Source organism: Yinghuangia aomiensis (assembly GCF_039542225.1).
Classification (GTDB): Bacteria; Actinomycetota; Actinomycetes; order Streptomycetales; family Streptomycetaceae; genus Yinghuangia; species Yinghuangia aomiensis.
This window is the reverse complement of the sequence record NZ_BAABHS010000031.1, coordinates 48,258-70,447: the sequence shown is the minus strand read 5'-3', so window position 1 is coordinate 70,447 and position 22,190 is coordinate 48,258. Positions and strand designations below refer to the sequence as shown.

Annotated in this window: 20 protein-coding genes; 9 read left to right on the top strand and 11 right to left on the bottom strand. The window is 71.7% G+C overall.

The annotated features are described in order from the left end of the window. Positions 1-3: 3 nt before the first annotated feature. Positions 4-2,100 (bottom strand): hypothetical protein, encoded by a 2,097-nt coding sequence (locus ABEA93_RS32445; protein ID WP_345679458.1) that lies wholly within the window; start codon positions 2,098-2,100, stop codon positions 4-6. 271 nt (positions 2,101-2,371) lie between these two features. Between ABEA93_RS32445 and ABEA93_RS32440 the strand changes: the two genes are divergently transcribed. Then, entirely contained in the window at positions 2,372-2,818 is a 447-nt protein-coding gene (locus ABEA93_RS32440; protein ID WP_345679457.1) for a hypothetical protein, read from the top strand. A gap of 203 nt (positions 2,819-3,021) precedes the next feature. Beyond that, complete coding sequence (locus tag ABEA93_RS32435; protein ID WP_345679456.1) at positions 3,022-4,491, top strand: glycosyltransferase family 39 protein; 1,470 nt, start codon at positions 3,022-3,024, stop codon at positions 4,489-4,491. Positions 4,492-4,550: 59 nt separating this feature from the next. Here ABEA93_RS32435 and ABEA93_RS32430 read toward each other — a convergent pair whose 3' ends face one another. Beyond that, entirely contained in the window at positions 4,551-4,784 is a 234-nt protein-coding gene (locus ABEA93_RS32430) for a hypothetical protein (protein ID WP_345679455.1), read from the bottom strand. 109 nt (positions 4,785-4,893) lie between these two features. On the opposite strand from ABEA93_RS32430, the gene ABEA93_RS32425 reads away from it, so the two are divergent. Next, positions 4,894-5,802, top strand: a complete 909-nt coding sequence (locus ABEA93_RS32425) for a permease-like cell division protein FtsX (protein ID WP_345679454.1) — start codon at positions 4,894-4,896, stop codon at positions 5,800-5,802. A 103-nt stretch (positions 5,803-5,905) separates the two neighbouring features. Here ABEA93_RS32425 and ABEA93_RS32420 read toward each other — a convergent pair whose 3' ends face one another. After that, complete coding sequence (locus ABEA93_RS32420) at positions 5,906-8,122, bottom strand: MMPL family transporter (protein ID WP_345679453.1); 2,217 nt, start codon at positions 8,120-8,122, stop codon at positions 5,906-5,908. 436 nt (positions 8,123-8,558) lie between these two features. Here ABEA93_RS32420 and ectA point away from each other — a divergent pair, with 436 nt between their 5' ends. From ectA to ABEA93_RS32390, 6 genes are all read left to right on the top strand, one after another. Beyond that, on the top strand, positions 8,559-9,074 hold the full coding sequence (ectA, locus tag ABEA93_RS32415) for a diaminobutyrate acetyltransferase (protein ID WP_345679452.1): 516 nt from the start codon (positions 8,559-8,561) through the stop codon (positions 9,072-9,074). Between the two features lie 58 nt (positions 9,075-9,132). Further along, positions 9,133-10,395, top strand: coding sequence for a diaminobutyrate--2-oxoglutarate transaminase (gene ectB, locus ABEA93_RS32410; protein WP_425585187.1), 1,263 nt, complete (start codon positions 9,133-9,135; stop codon positions 10,393-10,395). Between the two features lie 25 nt (positions 10,396-10,420). Continuing rightward, the gene (locus ABEA93_RS32405) at positions 10,421-10,852 is read left to right on the top strand and encodes an ectoine synthase (protein WP_345679450.1); all 432 of its coding nucleotides are present in this window, start codon (positions 10,421-10,423) and stop codon (positions 10,850-10,852) included. Further along, positions 10,849-11,751, top strand: coding sequence for an ectoine hydroxylase (thpD, locus tag ABEA93_RS32400; RefSeq protein WP_425585186.1), 903 nt, complete (start codon positions 10,849-10,851; stop codon positions 11,749-11,751). Before ABEA93_RS32405 ends, thpD begins: the two co-directional genes overlap by 4 nt. A gap of 366 nt (positions 11,752-12,117) precedes the next feature. Beyond that, positions 12,118-12,477 carry an RNHCP domain-containing protein gene (locus tag ABEA93_RS32395; protein WP_345679449.1) on the top strand — a complete coding sequence of 120 codons (360 nt, stop codon included), beginning with the start codon at positions 12,118-12,120 and terminating at the stop codon, positions 12,475-12,477. Then, on the top strand, positions 12,474-12,878 hold the full coding sequence (locus ABEA93_RS32390) for an RNHCP domain-containing protein (protein ID WP_345679448.1): 405 nt from the start codon (positions 12,474-12,476) through the stop codon (positions 12,876-12,878). The genes ABEA93_RS32395 and ABEA93_RS32390 overlap by 4 nt, the downstream gene beginning before the upstream one ends. A gap of 59 nt (positions 12,879-12,937) precedes the next feature. Here ABEA93_RS32390 and ABEA93_RS32385 read toward each other — a convergent pair whose 3' ends face one another. From ABEA93_RS32385 to ABEA93_RS32350, 8 genes are all read right to left on the bottom strand, one after another. Beyond that, on the bottom strand, positions 12,938-13,705 hold the full coding sequence (locus ABEA93_RS32385) for a polysaccharide deacetylase family protein (protein WP_345679447.1): 768 nt from the start codon (positions 13,703-13,705) through the stop codon (positions 12,938-12,940). A gap of 80 nt (positions 13,706-13,785) precedes the next feature. Continuing rightward, positions 13,786-13,947, bottom strand: a complete 162-nt coding sequence (locus ABEA93_RS32380) for a hypothetical protein (protein ID WP_345679446.1) — start codon at positions 13,945-13,947, stop codon at positions 13,786-13,788. Continuing rightward, entirely contained in the window at positions 13,944-15,287 is a 1,344-nt protein-coding gene (locus ABEA93_RS32375; RefSeq protein ID WP_345679445.1) for a glycosyltransferase family 2 protein, read from the bottom strand. The genes ABEA93_RS32380 and ABEA93_RS32375 overlap by 4 nt, the downstream gene beginning before the upstream one ends. A gap of 269 nt (positions 15,288-15,556) precedes the next feature. After that, entirely contained in the window at positions 15,557-16,762 is a 1,206-nt protein-coding gene (locus tag ABEA93_RS32370) for a cytochrome P450 family protein (protein WP_345679444.1), read from the bottom strand. Positions 16,763-16,882: 120 nt separating this feature from the next. Further along, entirely contained in the window at positions 16,883-17,944 is a 1,062-nt protein-coding gene (locus tag ABEA93_RS32365; RefSeq protein WP_345679443.1) for a phosphotransferase family protein, read from the bottom strand. Next, positions 17,941-18,738, bottom strand: coding sequence for an SDR family NAD(P)-dependent oxidoreductase (locus ABEA93_RS32360; RefSeq protein ID WP_345679442.1), 798 nt, complete (start codon positions 18,736-18,738; stop codon positions 17,941-17,943). Before ABEA93_RS32360 ends, ABEA93_RS32365 begins: the two co-directional genes overlap by 4 nt. Positions 18,739-18,809: 71 nt before the next feature. Next, positions 18,810-19,862: a fatty acid desaturase family protein gene (locus ABEA93_RS32355; RefSeq protein ID WP_345679441.1), complete on the bottom strand. Its 1,053-nt coding sequence runs from the start codon at positions 19,860-19,862 to the stop codon at positions 18,810-18,812. A 156-nt stretch (positions 19,863-20,018) separates the two neighbouring features. After that, positions 20,019-21,797 (bottom strand): arabinofuranosyltransferase AftB family protein, encoded by a 1,779-nt coding sequence (locus ABEA93_RS32350; protein ID WP_345679440.1) that lies wholly within the window; start codon positions 21,795-21,797, stop codon positions 20,019-20,021. Between the last annotated feature and the right edge of the window lie 393 nt (positions 21,798-22,190).

The window sequence follows — 22,190 nt, the reverse complement described above, 5'->3', positions numbered from 1 at the left end:
CGGTCAGGCGCGTTCGAGGGCCTTGGTGCGGGTGTGCGCCGGGCTCCGGTTGTCGCGTGCGCCGGTTGGTGTTGCCAGGGTGGGCAACGTCGACGTGCTCGGGTGCGTCGGCGGCGCGAGCGGGGTGGCCATGCCCCGGCCGGCGGTGACGGCGATTGCGGTTGCCAGGTGTCGGGGCGGGAGCGGTCCGGCGAATCCGCCTTGGACGGCTTCCACCTGGGCGAGCTGGGTCGCGAAGGCTTCGGCGCCGTCGTGGGCTCCGGCCCACTGCATGAAGTGGCCGCCGGGGAACTCCATGAGGCGGACGTCCGCGCCGGCCCGGGCCGCGACGCGCGCGTACGGGAAGGTCTGTTCCTGCGGGTACGTACGTGTGTCCTGCATGCCGAAGCTCATCAGCAGGACGGGCCGCCGCGCCCCGGGGTGTCGGACGATCCCATGGTCTCGCATGTGCCCGTAGGCGGAGGCCGCGGACAGTTCGGGACCGAACGAGTTGGCGCCGGCATTGCAGAAGCCGATCCCTCTGGCGAGGCCTTGGGCGTCGAAGCGCAGGAACGCCGAGCGCAGCGCGGCGCCGTGGAACAAGTCGGAACGCAATCGCAGGGCCTCGGCGGCGGGACCTGCCTGGGACGAGCCGCCCATCAGGAACATCCGTCCGGGCTTCGCCGCGCCGCGTTCGGCCAGGGCTTCTCCGGCGCCGATCAGGAGGTGGGGCAGCTCGGCGACGCCGTTGCCGCCCTGGCGCGGGTGGTCGTGGTAGACGACGGCGGTCGCGCCGCCCGCCGCGTGGACGGCGTCGTCCACCATGTGGTGGTTGGGTGCCCGGCCGGTCTGGATGTATCCGTAGAACGGATAGGCGTCGCGCATGACGACGGTGGGTTCCTGGCCGGTGGTGCGGGTCTTCGCGGGCGTGGTCAGGCGCACGACTCCGGTTTGGTGCGGCTTGCTGCCGAAGCGGAACGGGATGTCGCGGGTGACGGTGGGGACCGGCTCGGGGCCGCGGGCGCGCAGGTCTTTGGTCAGGCGCAGCTCGTGGGCGGTGGATGCGGCGTTCGGGTAGGCGGTGAGACGTTGACCTCCGATGTCGTTCCAGGCGATGACGAGCTGCCGCGATTTGGTCTGGCTGTCCGTCAGTTCCGAGGCGGCGGCGATGGAGGCGAACGGGGTGCCGGGCGAGGTGAACTCCCGGATCCGGGTGAGGCGCGGGCCGTGATCGGTTTCGCGGAGGCCGTGCAGGACGAGGGAGTCCCGGCCGTGGCGGGTATTGGTCAGCGAGATGCGGCCGTCGTCGTGGACGGCGAAGGCACGGAGGTGGATGCCACGTGCCTTGTCTCCGGTGGCGAGGGTTTGGCGGCTGCTCGGGTCGCCGAGCTTGTGCAGCGGGGCACGGACGAAGGCGCCGTACGGTTGGCGGCCGTTTTCGGTGGTGAGGAAGTACGCCCAGCCGTTGTGGATTTTGAGGGACTTGGATCCGGCGCTGGTGGTGTCGACGAACGCGACCCGCGTCGGGCGGCGTGGGTCGGTGGTGAGGTCGTAGACCGCGGCGCGGTGCTGCTGCCCGGTGCCGGAGGTCTCCGACACCACCAGCCAGCGGTTCTTGCCGTCCTTCTGCACGGACATTTCCGGGATGAACGTGTCCGAGCCCCAGCGGGGCGGCGCCAGCTCCACCGGGACGTCGCGCGCGGGGGTGTCGGCGAGGGGGTTCTCGCGCAGCATGACCCGGGCAGAAGTGATCACCGGTTCGTCCGCGTGGACGACGTGGTAGAGGCGGCCCGGGCGGTCACCGTCGGGCTTGTCATAGGCGGCATTGCCCGCGCGGCCACGGCCGAAGCGGCCGCCGCCCACCGTTCGGCGGGTTTCCGGATCGACGATGACCCAGGGGCCGAACTCGGTACCGTCGGCTATGCCGGCGAGGACCTTCGAACCGACCATTTTCCACGAGAAGATGTTGCCGTCGCGGACGAAGTCACCCGGGTCCACGACGGTTTCGACGTCGTCGAGGCCCGCTTCGGGGCGGATGCGGACAATCCGGGTCTTCTCCCATTCGGGCAGGCGAAGGCCGAAGTACCACCAGCCGTCGGCGGCGACGGGAGCACCCGTCACGACCGCCGACCTGGCTGCCAGGGCCCGAGTCCACCGCTGGTGGGCTCCGGGGGGTAGCGGGGTGTCGGGCATCGCCGGTTCCTTCGTGCCGCGTGGTGACTGTTGTCGTCGGGTGCAGTGTGGTGGGCGCGGTCGGGCGCTGACGAACCGGAGTGCGGTTGCCGCGAAAGTCCTGCGCAGGGGGGATGGGGACAAGGCGAGGCGGGCCCGGTCGAGAGGAGGAAACGGACCGTGGATTGCCGCGGCCGATAGCCGTGCGAAGCTGTGCGGCATGACGCCTTCCCTGGTCCGCGGACTCGCGCTGCCCGACAGGCTGATGGCCCTCATCGATTCCGGACGTTGGCGGCACCCGGGCGATGTCGTGCTCGCGGAAGTCATCCCGTGGTTCGCGTCCCCGCTCGACTTCCTGTCGACCCCGGAGGCGATGGAGTGGGAATCCGGATCGATGGACGTGCTCGCCGACAACACCTACTTCCGCGAGGCACGTGGAAGCACGGCACCCGTTCCGCTTGAACTGCCGTGGCTCGACGTCGAACAAGCCGTGCTGATCGCCGTCAACCGCATTCCCGGCGACGACGTCGCGCTGGCGCTCGACTACCGCTCCGATCCCGCGGACCCGTGCGTTGTCGGCACGGACTTCTGGACGGATCCGCGCGTGTGCCAATGGCGTTTGGTAGCACCCGCGTTCCCGGCATTCGCGGCGAGCTTGGGCCTGTAGACCCTCGGGTGCTACCGGCGGACACCGTCGTCGCCGTATCCTTCCGCTGCTTGCCGCGTGCAGTGTCCCGCAGGGTGGGGAGAGGGGAACGCTCGGTGGTGCAGGACAGACAGGTCGGGCGGGTTCGGCGGAACAAACCGGCGGACCGGGCCAAGCAAGCCAACGACCCCGACGCGCCCACGTCCCCCGAAGCGTTACCGCCCTTGGCCGTCCTCCCCCTCGCCACCACAACCCTCACCCTCACCGCCCTCCTCACCGCACTCGCCCCCCGCTACGGCTTCCACCGCGACGAGCTGTACTTCCTCGCCGCCGGCCACCACCCCGCCTGGGGCTACGACGACCAGCCGCCCCTCACCCCGCTGCTCGCCCGCTTCTCCACCGCGGTCTTCGGCGAGACGCCCGCCGGGCTGCGCGTCGTCGCCACCCTGGCCGCGGTCGTCATCGTCGTCCTCGCCACCCTGATCGCCCGCGAACTAGGCGCCGGGGGGAAGGCGCAGACCCTCGCCGCCGTCTGCACCGCGTCCTCCGGCCTCGTCCTCGCCGTCGGCCACATGGTCTCGACCGCGACCTTCGACCTGCTGATGTGGCTGCTCGTCACCTGGATCGCGCTGCGGCTCCTCCGCACCCGCGACCCCCGCTGCTGGCCCGCCCTCGGCCTCGCCGTCGGAGTCGCCGGACAGAACAAAGACCTCATCGTCCTCCTCGTCGCCGCGCTGCTCGTCGGCATCCTCACCGTCGGCCCGCGCGACGTCCTCCGCGGATGGCGGCCGTGGCTGGGCGCCTTGATCGCCCTGGCGATCGTGCTGCCCAACGTCGTCTGGCAGGCCCGCCACGGCTGGCCCCAGCTCACCGTCGCCCGCGGCATCAGCGAAGCCGACGGCACGCTCAACCGGACGATGTTCGTCCCCCAGCAGATCCTCTTCCTCTCCCCCCTCCTCGTCCCCGTCTGGGTCCTCGGCTTCCGCCGCCTCCTCCGCGACCCCGCCGTCCGCTGGGCCCGCGCCGTCGCCGTCGCGTATGCGGTCACCTGCGCCGCCATGCTCGCCATCGGCGGCAAGGCCTACTACGCCCTGGCCCTGCTCATCGTCGTCATGGCCGCCGGTTGCGAGCCGCTGCTCGCCTGGATGGGCGGCCACTGGCGCACCCGCCGCGCCCGCCTCGTCCTCACCATCGGCGTGCTCTCGGCCACCGTCAACGCCGTGCTGGCGCTGCCCCTGCTACCGCCACGCCACCTCGGCATCCCCAACGCCGTCGACCAAGAGCAGGGCGAACAAGTCGGCTGGCCCGCGTTGGTCCGCACCGTCGCCGACGGCTGGGCGCAGATCCCCGCCGACCAACGCGCCAACGCCGTCCTCTACGCGGTGAACTACGGCGAAGCCGGCGCCCTCGCCCACTACGGACCCGACTACGGCCTCCCGTACCCCTACTCCGGCCACGTCGCCTTCTACGGATGGGCCCGCCCCCCGGACTCCGCCACCGGCCCGATCCTGCTCGTCGTCAAGGAGTCCAAAGTCGACCGGCAGCGCCCCTACTTCACCGGCTGCCGCCAGGTAGGCCGCGTCGACAACGGCCACGGCGTCGACAACGAGGAACAACACGCCGTCGTCCTCCTGTGCGCGGGCACCGCGGAACCGTGGTCCCAGCTGTGGCCCCACCTGCGCAAGTACTACTGATCTACTACTGATCTCGACCGGTGCCGGACAACGCCCGGGGGCGCAACACGCCCCCGCCCTCACCGCCGCGGCGGCGGCGTCCCCGCCACCAGGTCCACGTACTCCCGCATCCCCGTCACCACGACCTCCACGGGCACGCACCCCTGACCCTCGTCCAGCGCCCCCGCCGCCGCGTTCAGGAGTTTCACGACCGTCCCCTGCAGATGCCCCAACTGCCACGCGACGCCCGGCTGTTCCAGCGTGGGAACCGCCGCGACGGCGGCCGCCAAGCCGCGGATCTCGTTGCCCTGCATCAGCGGATCTCCCTCCGAAGGCGAAGCGGCCGACCACCGCCGCACCGGCCACCCCCGAAAGCTCAACGACCAGGACCCCGCCGGGGATACGGACTCGTAAAGTGAACGCATGCTTGCCAACGGGCCCGTTCGCTCCCGCACCGCCACCGTCGCACTCCTCGCCGGTGCCCTGCTCGCCGCCGCCGGATGCACGGACTCCGGGTCCGGCGGATCCGCCAAGGCTCCGAGCCCGTCGGCAACTTCGCCCGCCCAGGAGGAGGAGCCCGAAGGCTCCGCCGACGACGAGCCCGTCGGTGCCGACTACTGGACAGCCAAAGCCGACGTGGGAATCTTCCTCTGCGGCAAATCCGACGCGAAACAAGACGGCTGCGCCAACGGCGAGGTCACCGGCGCGCAGCGGGACTCCATCGCCGAGGACCTCAAGCGCATGCCCGAGGTCGACCGCGTGTTCTACGAGAACAGCACCGAGGCGTACCGGCACTTCGCCTCCGATCCGAAGAACGCCGCGGCTGCCGCCGTGATGACCGCCGAGCAGTCCCCCGAGGCCTTCCGCGTCAAGCTGAAAGACCCCGCCAAGGAAGACGTCCTGCGCGCCGCGTTCGAAGGCCGTCCCGGCGTGCGGGCCGTCGTGGGACCGCCGAAGGCCACGCCGAAGCCGACGATCGATCCCCGCAGCACCTGGTACGGCAGGATCGACCTGACCCTCTTCCTGTGTACCAAGAGCGACCCCAAGAGCGGCGGCTGTGCCGACGGCGACGTCTCGGCCGCCGAACGCGACGCCATCAAGACGGATCTCCAGCGGAACCCCGCGGTCAAGCAGCTCTCCTACGAGTCGAAGCAGGACGCCTACGCCGACTTCAAACGGACCGCCCCCGACTCACCGGTCGCCGACGTCCTGACCGCGGACCAGTTCTCCGAGGCCTTCCGCATCGACCTCGCCGACCGCAAGGACCTCGACGCCGTCGTCGCGGCGTTCACCGGTCGCGCGGGCGTCCAGGCGGTCGTCCCCAACACGTGATCCCGCAGCCGCCGAGAAGCCCGATCCGAGCACCCGATCCGAGCGCCCGGCCCGAGCAGCCCAAGCCGAGAAGCCCGACCCGAAAACCCCGGCCAGCGCTGCCTCACCCCTTCCTCCCCGCCTCCTCCTTTCCCGCGTCCGCCGCCCACAGCGCGTCCTGCTGTTCCTCCAGCCGCTTCCCCTCGATGTCCGGGTCCGGGACATAGCGGGCGAACCACTGCGGGTGGTACCAGAGCTTGGCCTTCGCCATCGCCATGACCGCGGGCACCAGCGTCAGCCGCACCACGAAGGCGTCGAGGAACACCCCGACCGCGAAGCTGAAGCCGATGGCCTTGATCGTGGGGTCGTCGGTGAACATGAACGCCACGAAGATGAAGAACATGATGAGCGCGGCCGCCGTCACCACGCGGGCGGACTGGGCGGTGCCGCGTTCCACCGCGCCGCGGGCGTCCCCGGTCTTCGTGAAGTCCTCTTTGATCCGGGAGACGACGAAGACCTCGTAGTCGCTCGACAGGCCGAAGATGATCGCCAGCATGATGATCGGCAGGAAGCTGATCGTCTCCGTCGGCGTGATGCCGAAGATGTGCCGGCCCCAGCCCCACTGGAACATCGCCACCTCGGCGCCGAATGCCGCGGCCACCGACAGCAGGAAGCCGAGGATCGACTTGATCGGCACCAGGATCGTCCGGAACGCCAGCGTCAGCAGGACGAACGCCAGCCCGACCACCACCACGAGGAACACCGGCAGGGCGTCGGCGAGCTTCTGCGACACGTCGATGTTGGACGCGGTCGTGCCGCCGACCAGGATCGGCGCGCCGACCGACGCCTCGATCGTCGCCCGGTTGTCGCGGATCTCGTGCACGAGGTCCGCGGTCGCGGTGTCGTTCGGCCCGCTCTGCGGGATCACCCGGACCACGCCGACCTGCCCGTTGTTCGCCAGCGGCGCCGCCACGGCGACGTCGGGCTGCTGCGCGAGCACCCCGGCGAGCTGCACCAGCGACGACTGCTGGACCGTGCCGTCGGCGACCACCAGCAGCGGCCCGTTGTAGCCGGGTCCGAAGTGCTCCGCGGTCAGGTCGTACGCCCGGCGCTGCGTCTTCGACGTCGGCTGCGACGCCCCGCTCGGGAGGCCGAGCTGCATGTCCAGCGCGGGCACCGCAAGAAGAAGGAGGAAAGCGACGCCCGCGATCGTGACGACGATCCGGTTGTGCACGACGAACCGGGCCCACCGGGCCCCGAACGTGCGGGCCGGCTCCAACGCCGAGGTCTTGGCGACGTCCTCGTGGTGGTGAGGGCGCAGCCGCGTGCTGATGAACGAGGTGACCTTGGTGCCGGCGAACCCGAAGAGCGCCGGAATCAGGGTGAGCGCGATGAGCAGCGCGATGGCGACCGCCCCTGCCGCGCACAGTCCCATGACGGTGAGGAAGGGGATGCCGACGACGGACAGCCCGCACAGCGCGATGATCACGGTGAGGGCGGCGAACACGACGGAGCTGCCCGCGGTGCCGGCGGCGAGTGCGGCGGAGTGTTCGACGTCCATGCCGCGCAGCACTTGGTTGCGGTGCCGGAAGAGGATGAAGAGGCCGTAGTCGATGCCGCAGGACAGGCCGAGCATGATCGCGACGGTCGTGGAGGCCGACGCGATGTTGACCACCGAGGCGAGTGCGGTGACGCCCATGAGGGCGATGGCGACGCCGATGATGGCGGTGAGGATCGGCATGCCGGCGGCGACGAGGGCGCCGAGGGCGATCACGAGGATGACGAAGGCGACGCACAGGCCGATGATCTCCGGCACCTCGGAGACCACGATGCGCCAGCCGGGGAAGACGCTGCCGGAGTATTCGACCTGGACGCCCGCGGCCTTGGCCGGTGCGTTGGCGTCTTCGAGGGCGTCGAGGGACGAGTCCTTCACGTCCGCGGGCTGCCCGTTGTACTGCACATAGGCGAGGGCGACGCGCTGGTCGGGGGAGATGCCCTGGTCGGTGAAGGGGTCGGAGACGGAGACGACCTGCGGCACCGTCTTCATCCGCCCGACGGCGGATTCGATGCCGTTGCGGTACGCGGTGTCGCCGACCTTCGCGCCCCCGGGTACCGCGAACACCACCTGCGTCTGCCCGCCCGCGAGTGCGGGGAGCTTCTTCTGGAGCAGATCGGTGGTCTGCTGCGACTCGGTGCCCGGGATGGTGAAGGTGTCGTTGGTCTTCCCGCCGCTCGCAATCGCGGTCACGATGGTGCCGACGGCGATGAGCAGCCAGATGCCGAGCACGAGGCGGCGGCGCCGGAACGCCCAGCGTCCGAGCCGGAAGAGATACGTGGACAAGCGTTCGCCTCCGCGATCGACCGCACGATGTCATAATCTGTCCGGATTATCCGTTTTTGGCGGTGATCTCTCCGGAGGGCGCGCCGTCGGGTGGCGATCCTCACAATTCTGTGACGCGTGGTAGCGCTGGGGTGGGTGTGGGGCGATTTCCGGCCTCCCCGCACTTGCGTTCGAGCGGTTCCGCCATTCGGGGGAAAGCCGAGAATCTCCGCCGCTTCGTCAGTGCTGCGAAAAGATCTGCGGAATCGAGCCGTAGCGAAGAGAGAAAAGCCGGAAAGACGGACGTTCGACACGCTGGTATCCAGTCGTGATGTTTGCCGTCCGGGTGGCTGGGCTACGCGCGGGCGGGGGCACGCGGAACGTAGCCGATCACGGGCCGACACGGAACCCCAGGGCGAATCGGCCCGGACGCGGGTCCTCGGTAAGTTGCCTAGGCATGGCTCAGAACCCCTTTGCCGAAAACCTGGTGCTCGAAGCTCCCGGCATCGACGACGGTGCGGATCTGTGGCGGCTGACGCGCGATGCCGGTTCGCTCGATCTGAACTCGGCGTACCACTACTTGCTGTGGTGCCGGGATTTCGCGGCGACGTCGGTGGTCGCCCGACACGACGGAAGGATTTGCGGATTCGTCACCGGATACGTCCGGCCCGATGTGCCCGACACCCTCATGGTGTGGCAGGTCGCGGTTGCCCCGGACGCCCGCAAGCGCGGCCTCGCGGCCCGCATGATCGACGAACTCCTGGAGCGCCGAGGCCGGTTCGGCCAGAAGTACGTGGAAGCCACGGTCACCCCCGGGAACACCGCCTCGATGGCGCTGTTCCGCGGCTTCGGCCGCGACCGCGGCGCACCCGTGCGCGAGTGCGACCTGTTCGCGGCCGCGCAGTTCCCCGGAGGCGGGCACGAAACCGAAGTCCTGTTCCGCATAGGACCGGTCGACCCGATCGGCGGCTAGCCCTCGGCCGCCGGCACCAAGCCCCCTCACCATCACAACGTCAGGAATGCTTTTGAGCGTGACGGACCTGCCCCCCGTCTTCACGACCCTCGAATCCGAAGTGCGCGGCTACTGCCGCACCTGGCCGACGGTCTTCGACCAGGCCCGCGGATCCCGCGTCTACGACGCGGACGGCCGCAGCTGGGTCGACTTCTTCGCCGGCGCCGGCGCGCTGAACTACGGGCACAACAACCCGCGGATGAAGCGCCCCCTGCTCGCGTACCTGGAACGCGACGGCCTCACCCACGCGCTGGACATGGCCACGCAGGCCAAACAGGCGTTCCTGGAGACGTTCGACGAGGTGGTCCTCAAACCCCGCGCGCTCGACTACAAGGTCCAGTTCCCCGGCCCCACCGGCACGAACGCCGTCGAGGCGGCCCTCAAACTGGCCCGCAAGGTCACCGGACGCGAAGCGGTCGTGGGCTTCACGAACGCGTTCCACGGCATGACCCTCGGCGCGCTCGCCGTCACCGGCAACTCGATGAAGCGCGCCGGCGCGGGCATTCCGCTCGTGCACGCCACGCCGATGCCGTACGACAACTACCTCGGCGGCCGCACCCCCGACTTCCTGTGGTTCGAAAGCCTGCTGGAGGACAGCGGCAGCGGGCTCAACAAGCCGGCCGCGGTCATCGTCGAGACCGTGCAGGGTGAGGGCGGCATCAACGTCGCGCGCGCCGAATGGCTGCGCGGGCTGGCCGAGTTGTGCAAGCGGCACGACATCCTGCTGATCGTCGACGACGTGCAGATGGGCTGCGGCCGCACCGGCCCGTTCTTCAGCTTCGAAGCCGCCGGGATCACCCCCGACATCGTGTGCCTGTCGAAGTCCATCAGCGGCTACGGCCTGCCGATGGCGGTCACCCTGTTCCGCCGCGAGCTGGACGTCTGGTCGCCCGGCGAGCACAACGGCACGTTCCGCGGTTACAACCCGGCCTTCGTCACGGCGACCGCCGCGCTGGACTACTGGCGCGACGACGCTCTGGAGAAGGACGTGTTCGCGTCCGGCGAGCAGATCGGGCGCGTCCTCGGCGACCTCGTCGACGAGTTCGCCGGGCTCGGCGCCGAGCAGCGCGGCGTCGGCCTCGTCCGCGGCCTCACCTTCGAGGACCCGGACACCGCCGACCGCATCAGCGCCGAGGCGTTCCGCCGCGGCCTGCTCGTCGAGACGTCCGGCCCGCGCGGCGAAGTGGTCAAACTGATGCCCCCGTTGACCATCGCCCAGGACGAACTCGACGAAGGCCTCGACCTGTTCACGTCCGCAGTCCGCGCCGCCGCGCGCGGCTGACCCGCCGGACCGGGAAGGAACCCGCATGATCGTTTTGTCCATCGACGACCTGGACGGCACCGACCGGGACGTCAAAGCCGCTACTTGGCGCAGCCGCCGCATGATCCTGGCCCGTGAACGCGTCGGCTTCTCGCTGCACGAGACCGTGATGTACGCGGGCACCGAGACGTCGATGTGGTACGCCAACCACATCGAGGCCGTGTACTGCGTGCAGGGCCACGGCGAGCTGACCGACGAGGAGACGGGGCAGCGCTACCGCATCGGTCCGGGCGACCTGTACGTCCTGAACGGGCACGAGCGCCACACCATGCGCCCGGCCTCCGACATGCGCTTCGTGTGCGTGTTCAACCCGCCGGTGACCGGCCGGGAGGTGCACGACAAGGACGGCGTATACCCGCTCGTCAAGGAGATCGACGAGATCGGGGAAGCCGCCGGAATCGAGGGGGTCGAGGCGTGACCGCATACGTGGAGGAGGCCACGGACATGTACCCCACCCGGGCATCCGCCGGTGTGCACGTCGAACTCCCGCGCCGGGAGCCGGCCGTCTGGGGCGGCGACGTCCCCGGGCCGTGGAGCGACGACGAGCTGGAGGCCTACGAGCAACGCGGCTACGCGACCGTCGAGGGTCTCCTGTCGGCCGCCGAAGTCGCCGCGGACCTCGCCGAGCTGCACCGGCTGCGCAGCGAACCGATGCTGGCCGACGACGAGCGGGCGATCCGGGAACGCGACTCCGACCAGGTCCGCTCGGTCTTCGAGGTGCACCGGATCAGCGACCGGCTGCGCGCGCTGGCGCACGACCCGCGACTGGTCGACCGGGCCCGGCAGATCCTCGGCACGGACGTCTACATCCACCAGAGCCGGGTCAACTACAAGCCGGGCTACGGCGGCAACGGCTTCTACTGGCACTCGGACTTCGAGACGTGGCACAGCGAGGACGGCATGCCGGCCATGCGCGCGCTGAGCGTGTCCATCGCGCTGACCGACAACCACGCCACCAACGGGCCGCTGATGATCATGCCCGGGTCGCACCACGGGTTCGTCCCCTGCCCGGGGCAGACCCCCGACGACCACCACCGCGTGTCGCTGCGCGCCCAGCAGGTCGGCACCCCGGGACCGGCGCTGGTCCGCCGCCTCGCGGACCGGCACGGAATCGACGCGATCACCGGGCCGGCCGGCTCGGCGACGTTCTTCGACTCCAACTGCATGCACGGCTCCGGCGACAACATCACACCGTACGACCGCGCCAACGTGTTCATCGTCTACAACAGCGTCAAGAACACCCTGGTCGACCCGTACGGCGCGCCCAAGCCCCGCCCCGCGCACATCGCGTCGCGGGACTTCACCCCGGTGCCCTGACCCGGCAGCGGTAGCGGCGCCCCGAAACGGGCTCCCGGCGAGCACACGGAGCCGCCCGCCGGGAGCCTTTCGGCGTGCCTGAAGCCGTGCTCGGAGCGTGCTGGGGGCCGTGCCCGGACACCGCCGGGAAATCCGGTGGCCTCCGCACCGGCGCCGTGGTTAGCCTGGCCGCACGCCAGTTGTGACCACGTACCGAGGCCGTCCGCGCGCCCGGTGACCGGGCCGCCGTGCCCACGGAGAGGGTGTCTTGATGTCCCGGCACGCGCCGAGCGCGCTTCGCCGTACCGCCTGACGGTTCGCCATGCCGATGCCGCTCGGCCTGCTCTTGCTGCCCCGAATTCGTTTCCCGGCAAGGAGCACACCCGGGTGTCCACCCCTCATCACCGACCGACCACCCACACGTTCTCGTGCGGGCGCTGCGGCCTGACCGTGTCCGCCGCCGCGCCCGATGGGAACCCTCGCCGCCACTGCCCGTCCTGCCTGCACGCGCGGCACGTCACCGACCCCGCCGAGGGCGGCCGCGGCGACTGCCGCGGACGGATGGCGCCGATCGCCGTCGCCGTGCTGCGCACCGGCGACTGGATGCTCGTCCACCGCTGCGTGCGGTGCGACGAACTCGCCTCGTCCCCGGTGCACGCGGACGACAACCAGCTCGTCCTCATGCGGATCGCGGTCCGGCCGCTGGCAGAGCCCCCGTTCCCGCTCGAAGCGTTCGGAGCGCTGTGAAGCGGCGGGCGGCACGTCGGCCGCAACGCGCCAAGGACGTCCTGCACGGGCAGGGCAGCAGATCCACCGGGGAGTTCCGGTGCGTCGGCTGCCGTCTCGCGGTGCCGCTTCGGGCGCCCGGCACCGGGCACCGCAACCACTGCCCGAACTGCCTGGCCAGCCGGCACGTCGACCGGCGCATACCCGGCGACCGCGCGGCGGCCTGCGGCGGCCGCATGGAGGCCGTCGGCCTGACCGCCCGGGCCGACGGCGAATGGCTGCTCGTCCACCAATGCCGCTCCTGCGGCGCACTCGGCACCAACCGCATCGCGGGCGACGACAACGCCTTGGCGCTCGTCCGCCTCGCGATGCGGCCGTTGGCCGATGCCGCGGTGGCCCGCCGGGTGCTCCTCACCTTGTGAGGCGTCCCCCCCGGCGGGGCGTCGGCGGCGGACCGGGTGACCGGTGCGCCGCCGACGTGTCACCAGTGGGCGGCGGTGGCGTAGAAGGACGTGCCCGGCCACGCCTCCACGGGCGCGGCCGATGGCACGACCTTTCCGGCGCACAATCCGCGGGCGGCGAGGCCGTCGACGATCCGCGGGATGGCGGCGAGCGTGGTGGTGTAGCCCTCGTGCATCAGGATGATGCCGCCGGGCTGGACTTGGAGCGCGTTGTCGACGATGGCGTCGGTGGTGATGCCGTTGTAGTCGAACGAGTCCGCGGTCCACAGCACTTCGGTCATGCCGAGGACGGCGGCATCCTGCCGGATGTCGGCGTTGGTGCGGCCGTAGGGCGGGCGGAACAGTGTCGGGGCGGTGCCGGTCTGCGCGAGCAGGATCTGGTTCGTGCCGAGCAGTTCGTCGAAGGCGGCGGGCTCGCCCTGTTCGTCGAGGAACGGGTGGGAGTAGCTGTGGTTGCCGATCCACTGCCCGTTCTGCGCCAGCAGGTCGACGTTCTGCGGGTAGTCCAGGGCGTGCGCGCCGGTGAGGAAGAAAGTGGCCCGCACCCCGCCGGCGTCCTGCAGCGCACGGACGTAGTCGGGGGTCATCGCCGTGGGGCCGTCGTCGAAGGTGATGGCGACATAGCCGTTGGCGCACTGCGTGGCCGCGTGGGCCGCGGGTGCCTGCGGGCCGACGGCCAGGAGGCAGACGGCGGCGGTGGCGGCGGCCAGGCGGGCGACGCTCCGGCGGGCCCGGCTACGGCGCCGGGAAGCAGGGGCAACAGGGGATGCAGGGGATGCCTCGGGCATCTGGTCCTCCGAGTCGGGGTCCGCGGGCAAGGCACGACAAGCGTCGGCCCCGCGCGGTCCGCGGGGGCCGACGCCGGTCGTCAGCGGGTGCGCGCCGGGAATATCCGCTTCAGCGCCAGTCCGGCGCTGAACAGCGTGAACGCCGCGACGAGCGCCCACATCAGGTTCACCGCGCCGGTGGCCGCGAGGACCCCGCCGGTGCCCGCGGCGGCGGCACCCGTACTTGCGTTGTACAACCTCACCACTTCCTTTCCTTGTTGCGAAGGGCATCCCAGAACGCTTTCGCCTGGGCGGCTTGGAGGAACAGGTCGAAGGCCATCTCCACGACCACGAGACCCCCGAGGAACATCTGCAGGGGGCCGCGGCTGCGGACGGTGACCGCCCGTTCGAGGGCGAAGATCGCGGTGACGATCATCCAGACCGGTTGGACGTTGACGCGCCCGGTGGTCGCGAACGCGAAAACCAGCGACGACAGATAGATGAAGATGACCAAAAGGCCGATCAGGGAAAGAAATTGCCGACCCCAGTAGCCGCGGGTGACGCGGGTCCATCCGTAGTCGGTCAGGTTTTCCAGCGCGCCTCGCTTCCAGCGCAGGCGCTGATTGAACAGATCGCGCCAGGTGAGCATCACTTCGGTTTCCAGCGTGCATTTCGGCGGGCAGATGATGCGCAGTCCCAAATGCAGGATGGCCAACGTGAGTTCGTTGTCCTCGGTGAGCACGCGGGTGTCGTAGACCTGCGGGCTGCCCGGCAACTCCTTGGCGCGGCGGGCCTCGACGACTTCCTGCAGGGCCACGGCGCGGAAGAGCGTCGCGGTGCCGGTGAGGACGAGTGCGCGGCCTTGGAGGCGCTGGACGTCCCGCACGTAGCGGGCGTACTCGTTGCGCTGCAGCATGCCGACGAAGCCGCCGCCCGGCTTGCCGGTGAAGGTCCCGCCGACGCCGGCCCACTGGCCGGTGGCGAGACGTTCGAGGCCGTGGCCGAGGAACTCCGGGCCGAGGGTGGAGTCGGCGTCCATGACGAGGACGGCGTCGAGCGGCCCCAGGTCGGGCAGCAGGCGGTCGAGGACCTGGTTGAGCCCGCCGGCCTTCTTGTGCTGGTTTTCGACCGTTTCGTAGACGTCGACGCCCTTGGCTTGGGCGATCTCGATCGTGCGGTCGCGGCAATTGTCCGCGATGACGATGATGCGTTCCGGCGGCCGCTGCTGGGCCAGCAGCGAGTCGATCGTGTCGCCGATCTGGTCCTCTTCGTTGTGCGCCGGGACCAAGGCGGTGATGCGCATGTCGGCGACGTCGACCTCGGGCAGCGAGCGGCGCCGCCGCCGCTTGGTGCGGAGGCGGAACGGCGCGGCCTTGCGCGGCGCGTGCTTGGCGCGGCGCCCGGCGGCGGCCTGCGGGGCCGACGCGGCGGGCGCGAGGGAAACAGGTTCGGGGAACGCGGGCACCGGCCGGGTCAGCACGGCGGTGGACGTGTCCGCGGAGAGGTGGGTGACGCGTGTCGGCGACGCGGTTCCGGGACGGAACCAGTCGTCGGGAACTGCCGTGTCCGGTATGCCGGGCACGCTCGAGGGCTGTTCGTCCATGTCTCCGCCGCTGCTTGCCGCCTCCCCCTGCGGGCAGGCGTGCCGAATTGCATCAATTCGGAGAGCGGAACGACATCCCCCACCCGGCGTCCCCCCGGACGCCGCGTTCGGCTAACAGCAGCGATGGCACCGCATTCAATGCGCTCCCCAGGCGTCACCGCGCACACGAATTGTGCGGCACCGGGGGGCGAAAGTAAACGTGAGGGCCATCACGCCAATTCATCCAAATGGTTGATCGAAATGCCGTTTCCGGGAATGGAATCGGTCATTTACCGATGACCGGGGCGGGCGGGCTCGCCGGTGGCGACCGGCAGCGCGGCCAATCCGCGTACCCGCAGCGACTGTTGCCAGACGGCGGGGTTCCCGTCCGGCAGGCACAGGTCCGGCAGCCGGTCGAGCAGCGCGGTCAGCGCGACCTCGGCTTCGAGGCGGGCCAGGGGAGCACCGATGCAGTAGTGGACGCCTTGGCCGAAGCTCAGGTGGCGGTGCAGGTCGTCGCGGCCGGGGTCCACGGTGTCCGGGTCGGTGAAGCGCCGCGGGTCGCGGTTGGCGGTGGCGAGCGCGAGCATGACGGTCTCGCCGGCCGGGACCACCGCGCCGCCGATCTCGACGTCCTCGACCGGGAAGCGGCGGATGGCGAGCAGCGCGGGGGACTCGTGCCGGGCGACTTCCTCGACCAGGGCGGCGATGCCGTCGCCGCGGGCGGCGGCCCGGACGCGTTCGTCGGCGAGCACGGCGTAGGCGGCACCGGCGATCAGGTTGGCCGAGTTCTCGTAGCCCGCGAACAGCAGCAGGAACGCCAGCGAGGTGAGTTCGTCCTCGCCGAGCCGGTCGTCCGCGTCGCGTGCCGCGACGAGGTCCGACAGCAGGTCGCCGGACGGGTTCGCCCGCTTGTCCGCGACCAGGGCGGTGAAGAAGGCGTACATCTCCCGGACGATCGCCGCCATGCCCTCGCGGGTCGCCTCGGCGCCCAGCAGCCCGGCCGTCCACTCCCGGAATCGGCCGCGCGACGCCGCGGGCACGCCGAGCAGTTCGGAGATCGCCAGGACGGCGTACGGTGTCGCGAAATCGGCGACCAAGTCCGCCGACCCCTCGGCCGCCAGCCGCGCCGCCACGGCGTCGGCCAGCCCCCGCGCCGCGTCCGTCAGCGCCGGGCGCAGCTCCGCCACCCGCCGCGCGGTGAACGCGGACCCGGCGAGGCGGCGCAGCCGGGTGTGGTCCGGCGCGTCCATGTTGAGCAGGTTCGCGTCGAGCGCGGGCGGCAGCGAAAAGCCCTGGTAACCGCCGGGTTTGGCGTTCCGCTTGGACAGCGAGAGCCGCGGGTCGGCGAGCGCCCTGTGGACGTCCGCGTAGCGGGTGACCAGCCACACCGACGTCCCGTCCGGCATCGTCACCTGGTGCACGGGCCCGGCCTCCCGCAGCCGCGAGCCGATGCCGTGCGGATCCGCCGCGTATGCCGCCGCCATATCGCTCATGGCGGCGATCATCCCATCGCGGCGGACCCGCGGCGGACCCGCGGCGGACCTCGAACAGGTGTGGCTCAGGCGTTGCTCCGGCCTCGGACGGCCGTCGAACGGCCTTCGGCCGGACCGGAATCAGGCCCCGATCTCGTCCAGGAGCTGCCGCAGCGCCGTGGCCGGCGGGTTGTCGCGCCAGATCGTCTGAGCGGCCGGGATTTCACCGCGGGCGACACGGCGGTTCATGGCGCGGACGACGATGGCGGCGTAGCGGAAGCCCGCGAGGACCTCGAAGGGGGTGGTGTCGCCGGGGCCGCGCCCGGCCGCCGCAGCGTAGAGGGCCCGCTGTTCGGCGCGGTCCGGCTCGCCGTCGAGGCGGGCGATGCCGAGGGCCTCGTGCATCGTGCGGTCGAAGAACAGCCACCAGCCGAGGTCGAGTTCCGGCGGGGCGATGGCGACGGCCTCGAAGTCGGTCACGCACACCGGCTCGATGCCGCGCCAGATGATGTTGCCGGGGCGGGCGTCGCCCCAGGCGATGCCGGGTTCGCCGCCCTCGGGCAGGTTGGCGTGCAGCCAGGTGCGGGCCCGGTCGAGGACTGGGTGGTCGCGGCCGTCGAGTTCCCGGTCGGCGTATTCCGACCAGATGGCGAACTGGCGGGCGGCTGTGGGCTTTTCGCCGGGAGGCACGAGCCAGTCGAGGTCGGCGGCGTGCCGGTCGGCCCGGTGCAGCCGGGCGAGGACGTCGAGGCCGTTCGCGATCATCGTGCGCCGGTCGGCGGGAGCGGCGTCGAGGAACGGGCCCGCGGCGGTGTAGGGCGGGTTCTCGACCGGCACCCAGCCGTCCACGAAGCCCATGACGAAGAACGCCGACCCCAGCACGGCCGGGTCGTCCTCGTAGCCGATCAGCGGTGCGACGGGGATGTCCGCCGCTGCGGCCAGGCCGCGCATCGTGCGGTACTGGATGGCGATCTCAGGGCCGTCGTTCGCCGCCTGCGCGGGGTACATCGCCGGGTCGGCGGTCTCCCGGCGCAGCACGAGCCGGTGTTCGGTGTCGGCGGTGGTCGCGCGCAGGAGCACCGTTTCGGCGGAGAATCCGCTGCCGGGGCGGCCGTCCAGGGCGACCCGGACGTCGCCGCCGAGGTGCGGGGACAGCCAGCGGGCGAGCGCGTCGAGGGCGTCGCCGGTGAGGTCGCGGGTCACGACGCCGCCCTTCCCGCCGCGCCGTTCGCGGCCGCCGGGGCGGACACCGCGGTCACGTCGCGCAGCCACACCGGGGACGTCAGGACGCCGAGGATCGCCGCGGCGGCCTGGTCGAGGGTCATCGGGCCGCCCGGTCCGTTGTCGTGGACGTAGCCCAAGGCCTGCCACTGCGGGGACAGTTCGAGGAGCAGGTCGCGGTCCCACGACGCCATGATGTCGCTGCCGAGCGCCGAGCCGATCCGGACGTTCGCGACGCAGACGTCGGGGTGCTCGGCCTGCCACGCGCGGGCCATCGCTTCCAGGGCGGCCTTGCTGGCCGCGTACACGCCCATGCCCGGCAGCGGCCGGTCGACCGACGACGCGGACACCAGCACCGCCCGGCCTCCCGACGCGCGCAGGTGGGGGAGCGCGGCGGCGGTGACACGTGCCGCGCCGAAGACGTTGGTGGCGAAGGTGTCCGCCCACGTGTCCATGTCGGCGTCCGCGACGCGGCACAGCACGTCGACGGCCGCCGCGTACACCACCGCGTCCAGGCCGCCGAGCGCCGCGGCGGCGTCCGCGACCACGGCCGCGCAGGAATCCTCGTCGCGGACGTCGCACCGCAATGCGACCGCGCCGCCGCCCGCCTCCGCCGCGGCCGCCTCCACCCGGTCGGCCCGCCGCGCCGCGAACGCCACCGCGGCGCCCGCCTCCGCGGCCTGCGCGCCGAGCGCGCGGCCGATTCCCGAGGACGCACCGATGATCAGGATCCGCGAGCCGTCGAGGGCGCCCGTGCCCTTGCCGTCCCTGCCCATACGACCGCCTTCCGTTCTGCCGTGCCGATCAGGCGGTTTGTATCTTGACCAAGTCAAATAGACAAGCGGGCTCAGTGTGACGTCCGCAGCCCCGCGCCGACCCCGTGCATGTGGGACAGCGCCTGCCGGTACGACTCCACCGCCCCGGTCTCCAGGTACGGCACCCCCAGGCGCGCGCAGTACGCCCGCACGATCGGCTGCGCCCGCCGCAGGCCGAACCGCGGCATGTTCGGCACCAGGTGGTGCTCGATCTGGTAGTTGAGCCCGCCCATCAGCCAGTCGGTGACGCGGCCGCCGCGCACGTTGCGGGACGTCAGCACCTGGCGGCGCAGGTGGTCCCACTTCTCGCCCGGACCCGGCATCGGCATGCCCTTGTGGTTCGGCGCGAACACGAGGCCCAGGTGCACCCCCATCAGCGCGTGCTGGAGCAGGAGGAACGCGATCGCCTTGCCGGGAGACATCGCCGAGAACAACACCCCGAAGTACAGGCCGGCGTTCGCCGCGATCAGCGCCCCTTCGACGCGCCGCTCCGCACGCGACCGGTTCCGCAGATCGACGATGCTGCCGATCTTCAGGTTGAGGCCTTCGAGGAGCAGCAGCGGGAGGAACAGCCGCGCCTGGTGCCGGGTCAGCCATCCGGCGAAGCCGCGCCGGGAGGCGGCCTGTCCGGCGTCCCACACCAGGACGCCGGCCCGCACGTCCGGGTCCTTGTCGAGGTGGTTCGGGTTGGCGTGGTGCCGGTTGTGCTTGGCGATCCACCAGCCGCTGCTCATGCCCATGAGGAGATTGCCGTGCAGCAGCGCCATCGCCCGGTCGGTGCGGTGGCTTCGGCCGATCTGGCGGTGTCCGGCGTCGTGGCCGACGAACATCGCCCGCACCCCGAACAGCGCGGCCGGAACGGCCAGCGCGAGCTGCCACCAGCTGTCGCCGAGCAGCGCGACGCCGGCGAACGTGCCGACGAGCAGCGCGATACCGGTGCCGATCGACAGCGCGTAGCGGAGCGGGCGGCGGTCCAGCAGCCCGGCGGTCTTGAGGTCGGCGAGGAGCGGGGCGAAGTCGCTGCCGCGCCGCCGTTCCTCCGCGGTCTTCGGTGGGGCAGGGGCGGCCAGTGCGGTCGGTGCCATGGGAACTCCCGGGAGCGGATTGCGGGTTCCCTGGCGACGCTAGGTGCGCGGATGGTGCTGCTTCGATCCGGCGAGCCCCCGGACTGCGGCGGACCGACCCCCGGGGAAAGGTGGGGCCAGACCCCCCATGCCGGGGGCCTGGCCTCCTGGACGCCGTCAGTGCGCTCCGCAGAATTTCGCCTCCGCGGCGAACGGGTCGCGGGGGATGCGCAGCGCCGTGCGGTGGTAGGCCCCGGTCAGGTTGCGGAGGAAGCGGGACGCGGTGAGGGGTTCGCGGACGGACGCGAGGAGTTCGCGCAGGTCCCCGCACCCGAGCGCGTGCCGGGCGGCGGCCAGCGATGCCGGGGTCACGGCGGCGATCCCGGGGACGTCGGTGACCGACGGGTCCAGTTCCAGCGCGAGCAGCCACACGTCGCCGAGGGGCTTGCGGTGCCCGGGCCAGTTGCGGTGCGCGCCGGGTGCGTACTCCAGGTGGGCGCCGACGGTGTTGGCGAGGCCCCAGGTCTCCACGATGTACTGGTCGAGCGGCACCAACGCGCCGGTGACGCCGAGGAATCCGCCGGGGAACGACACCCGGCTCGACCCGTGCCCGGGGCCGAGCGGCAGCAGTTGCCCGACGCTCATGTCGGGGGCGAGGCGGACGAGCACGGGGCGGTCGGCGGCCATGCCCGCCGCAACCGCGTCGCGCAGCTTCGGGAACGCGGCCGTCCACGCGGCGACGTGGTCGGCGTTCGGCGAACCGGTCAGTGCGATGTCGCTGTCCCGGACCCGGATCGAAATCGTGGTGTCCCGAGCGTGGTACGCCGCCGGATGCCACGGCCCGACCACGGCCACGGCCCATACGGACGTCGCCGCCGCGACCGCGATCGTCCCGGCGCGCACGGGCACCAGCAGGACCGGCACCAGCGCGAGGAACAGGGCGGGGAGCAGCATGCGTCCGTGCATGTAGTCGCCGCCGATCCGCACGACGTACCCGGCGTGCAGCGCGGCGGCCGCGACCGGGACGAGCGGCACGACCCACCGGACGGGCGCCGGACGGGAGCGGAGCAAGTGCGCCACGGCCAAGGCACCCAGGAGGGCGAGGGGCACGTACAGCCACAGCGGCCCGGCGAAGTCCGCCGCGTAGCGCAGCCCGCGGACGGGATCGCTGTCGCCCGGCTCCTTGGTGAGGCCGGGCATCGGAACGAGCAGGCCGTAGTAGCCCGCCCGGAACACCTCGTACGCGGCGGGCAGTGCGAGTGCCGCGGCGAGTTGCCCGGCGGCCTGCCGCGGACGGGGCCGCCGCACCCACCACAGTCCGGCGAGGAACACCACCGTCGTGATCGCGTAGTCGGGCCGGACGAGGAATCCGAGACCCGCCCACACCGCGTACCCCGCCCGGCCGCGGGCCTCGGGGGAGCGGTACGCGCGGACCAGCAGCCACCAGCATCCGGCGAGCCAGAACGTGCCCAGCCCACTGTCCAGTCCGGACCCGGCGAAGTCCCAGAACACCGGGACGGCGAGCAGCACGAGCGCCCCGGCGGGCAGCAGGTGCCGCGGGCCGGCCGCGGTGTGCAGGCGACGGGTGGCGTCGAGCGCGACCGCGAACCCCGCGGCGGTGAGGAGGATGCCGGCGAGGACCGCGGTGAAGCCGAGGTCGCCGGGGGTCACCGCACCGAACGCGACGAGCAGCCACTGCCACAGCGTGCTGGTGTCGGCTTCGACGCGCTCGCTCAGGTTCACGGTGGGCCCGTGCCCGGCGAGGATCTGCCGGACGGTCCGCAGGAAGATCGTGCCGTCGTCGGTGAGCGCACGGTGCCGCCACCCGAGCACCGCCAGGGCGAGGACGGGCAGCACGACGGCAAGCGCGTTCCCCCACCGGGCGCGGGGTACGCGCGGGGACTCCGGAACGGTGGATTCCGCGGGTGCGGCGGAGATCGCCGTGGCGGTGGTCACGAAGGCTCCTGGGGTGGGTGTGGCGCGCCGACGGGCGTCGTGAGCAGGCGCTCCAGTGCCCGTTTCCCCACCCCCCGAACCGCCCCAGCCGAGACACGCCCCAATTCCGCCGAATCCCCGCCGACTCGCCCGCTTGCCTGGGCGCGGCTGGTGCGGGCCCGCCCGCGCCGGCCCGTCCGCCTACGCGATCACTTCGCCACGCGCTCGTCCGTGCGCGGCCTCCCGTGTCCGGCTTCCGTCCGTGGCCGCGTCTCGACGGGGAACGTTCCGACCGGTGGCCGCCTCCCGTGCGCGACAACGCGAAACGCCGGGCTCCGCAAGGGCAGTGCCCTTGCGGAGCCCGGCGTCGTGTGCGCGGGGTGCCGTCCGGATCGCGGTCGTCCGGATTCGGCG

Bases quoted from the DNA above. Each gene is read 5' to 3' on its own strand.
- ABEA93_RS32440 (WP_345679457.1), top strand. From the start codon at position 2,372: ATGACGCCTTCCCTGGTCCGCGGACTCGCGCTGCCCGACAGGCTGATG.
- ABEA93_RS32430 (WP_345679455.1), bottom strand. From the start codon at position 4,784: ATGCAGGGCAACGAGATCCGCGGCTTGGCGGCCGCCGTCGCGGCGGTT.
- ABEA93_RS32425 (WP_345679454.1), top strand. From the start codon at position 4,894: ATGCTTGCCAACGGGCCCGTTCGCTCCCGCACCGCCACCGTCGCACTC.
- ectA (WP_345679452.1), top strand. From the start codon at position 8,559: ATGGCTCAGAACCCCTTTGCCGAAAACCTGGTGCTCGAAGCTCCCGGC.
- ABEA93_RS32405 (WP_345679450.1), top strand. From the start codon at position 10,421: ATGATCGTTTTGTCCATCGACGACCTGGACGGCACCGACCGGGACGTC.
- ABEA93_RS32385 (WP_345679447.1), bottom strand. From the start codon at position 13,705: ATGCCCGAGGCATCCCCTGCATCCCCTGTTGCCCCTGCTTCCCGGCGC.
- ABEA93_RS32375 (WP_345679445.1), bottom strand. From the start codon at position 15,287: ATGGACGAACAGCCCTCGAGCGTGCCCGGCATACCGGACACGGCAGTT.
- ABEA93_RS32370 (WP_345679444.1), bottom strand. From the start codon at position 16,762: ATGAGCGATATGGCGGCGGCATACGCGGCGGATCCGCACGGCATCGGC.
- ABEA93_RS32360 (WP_345679442.1), bottom strand. From the start codon at position 18,738: ATGGGCAGGGACGGCAAGGGCACGGGCGCCCTCGACGGCTCGCGGATC.
- ABEA93_RS32355 (WP_345679441.1), bottom strand. From the start codon at position 19,862: ATGGCACCGACCGCACTGGCCGCCCCTGCCCCACCGAAGACCGCGGAG.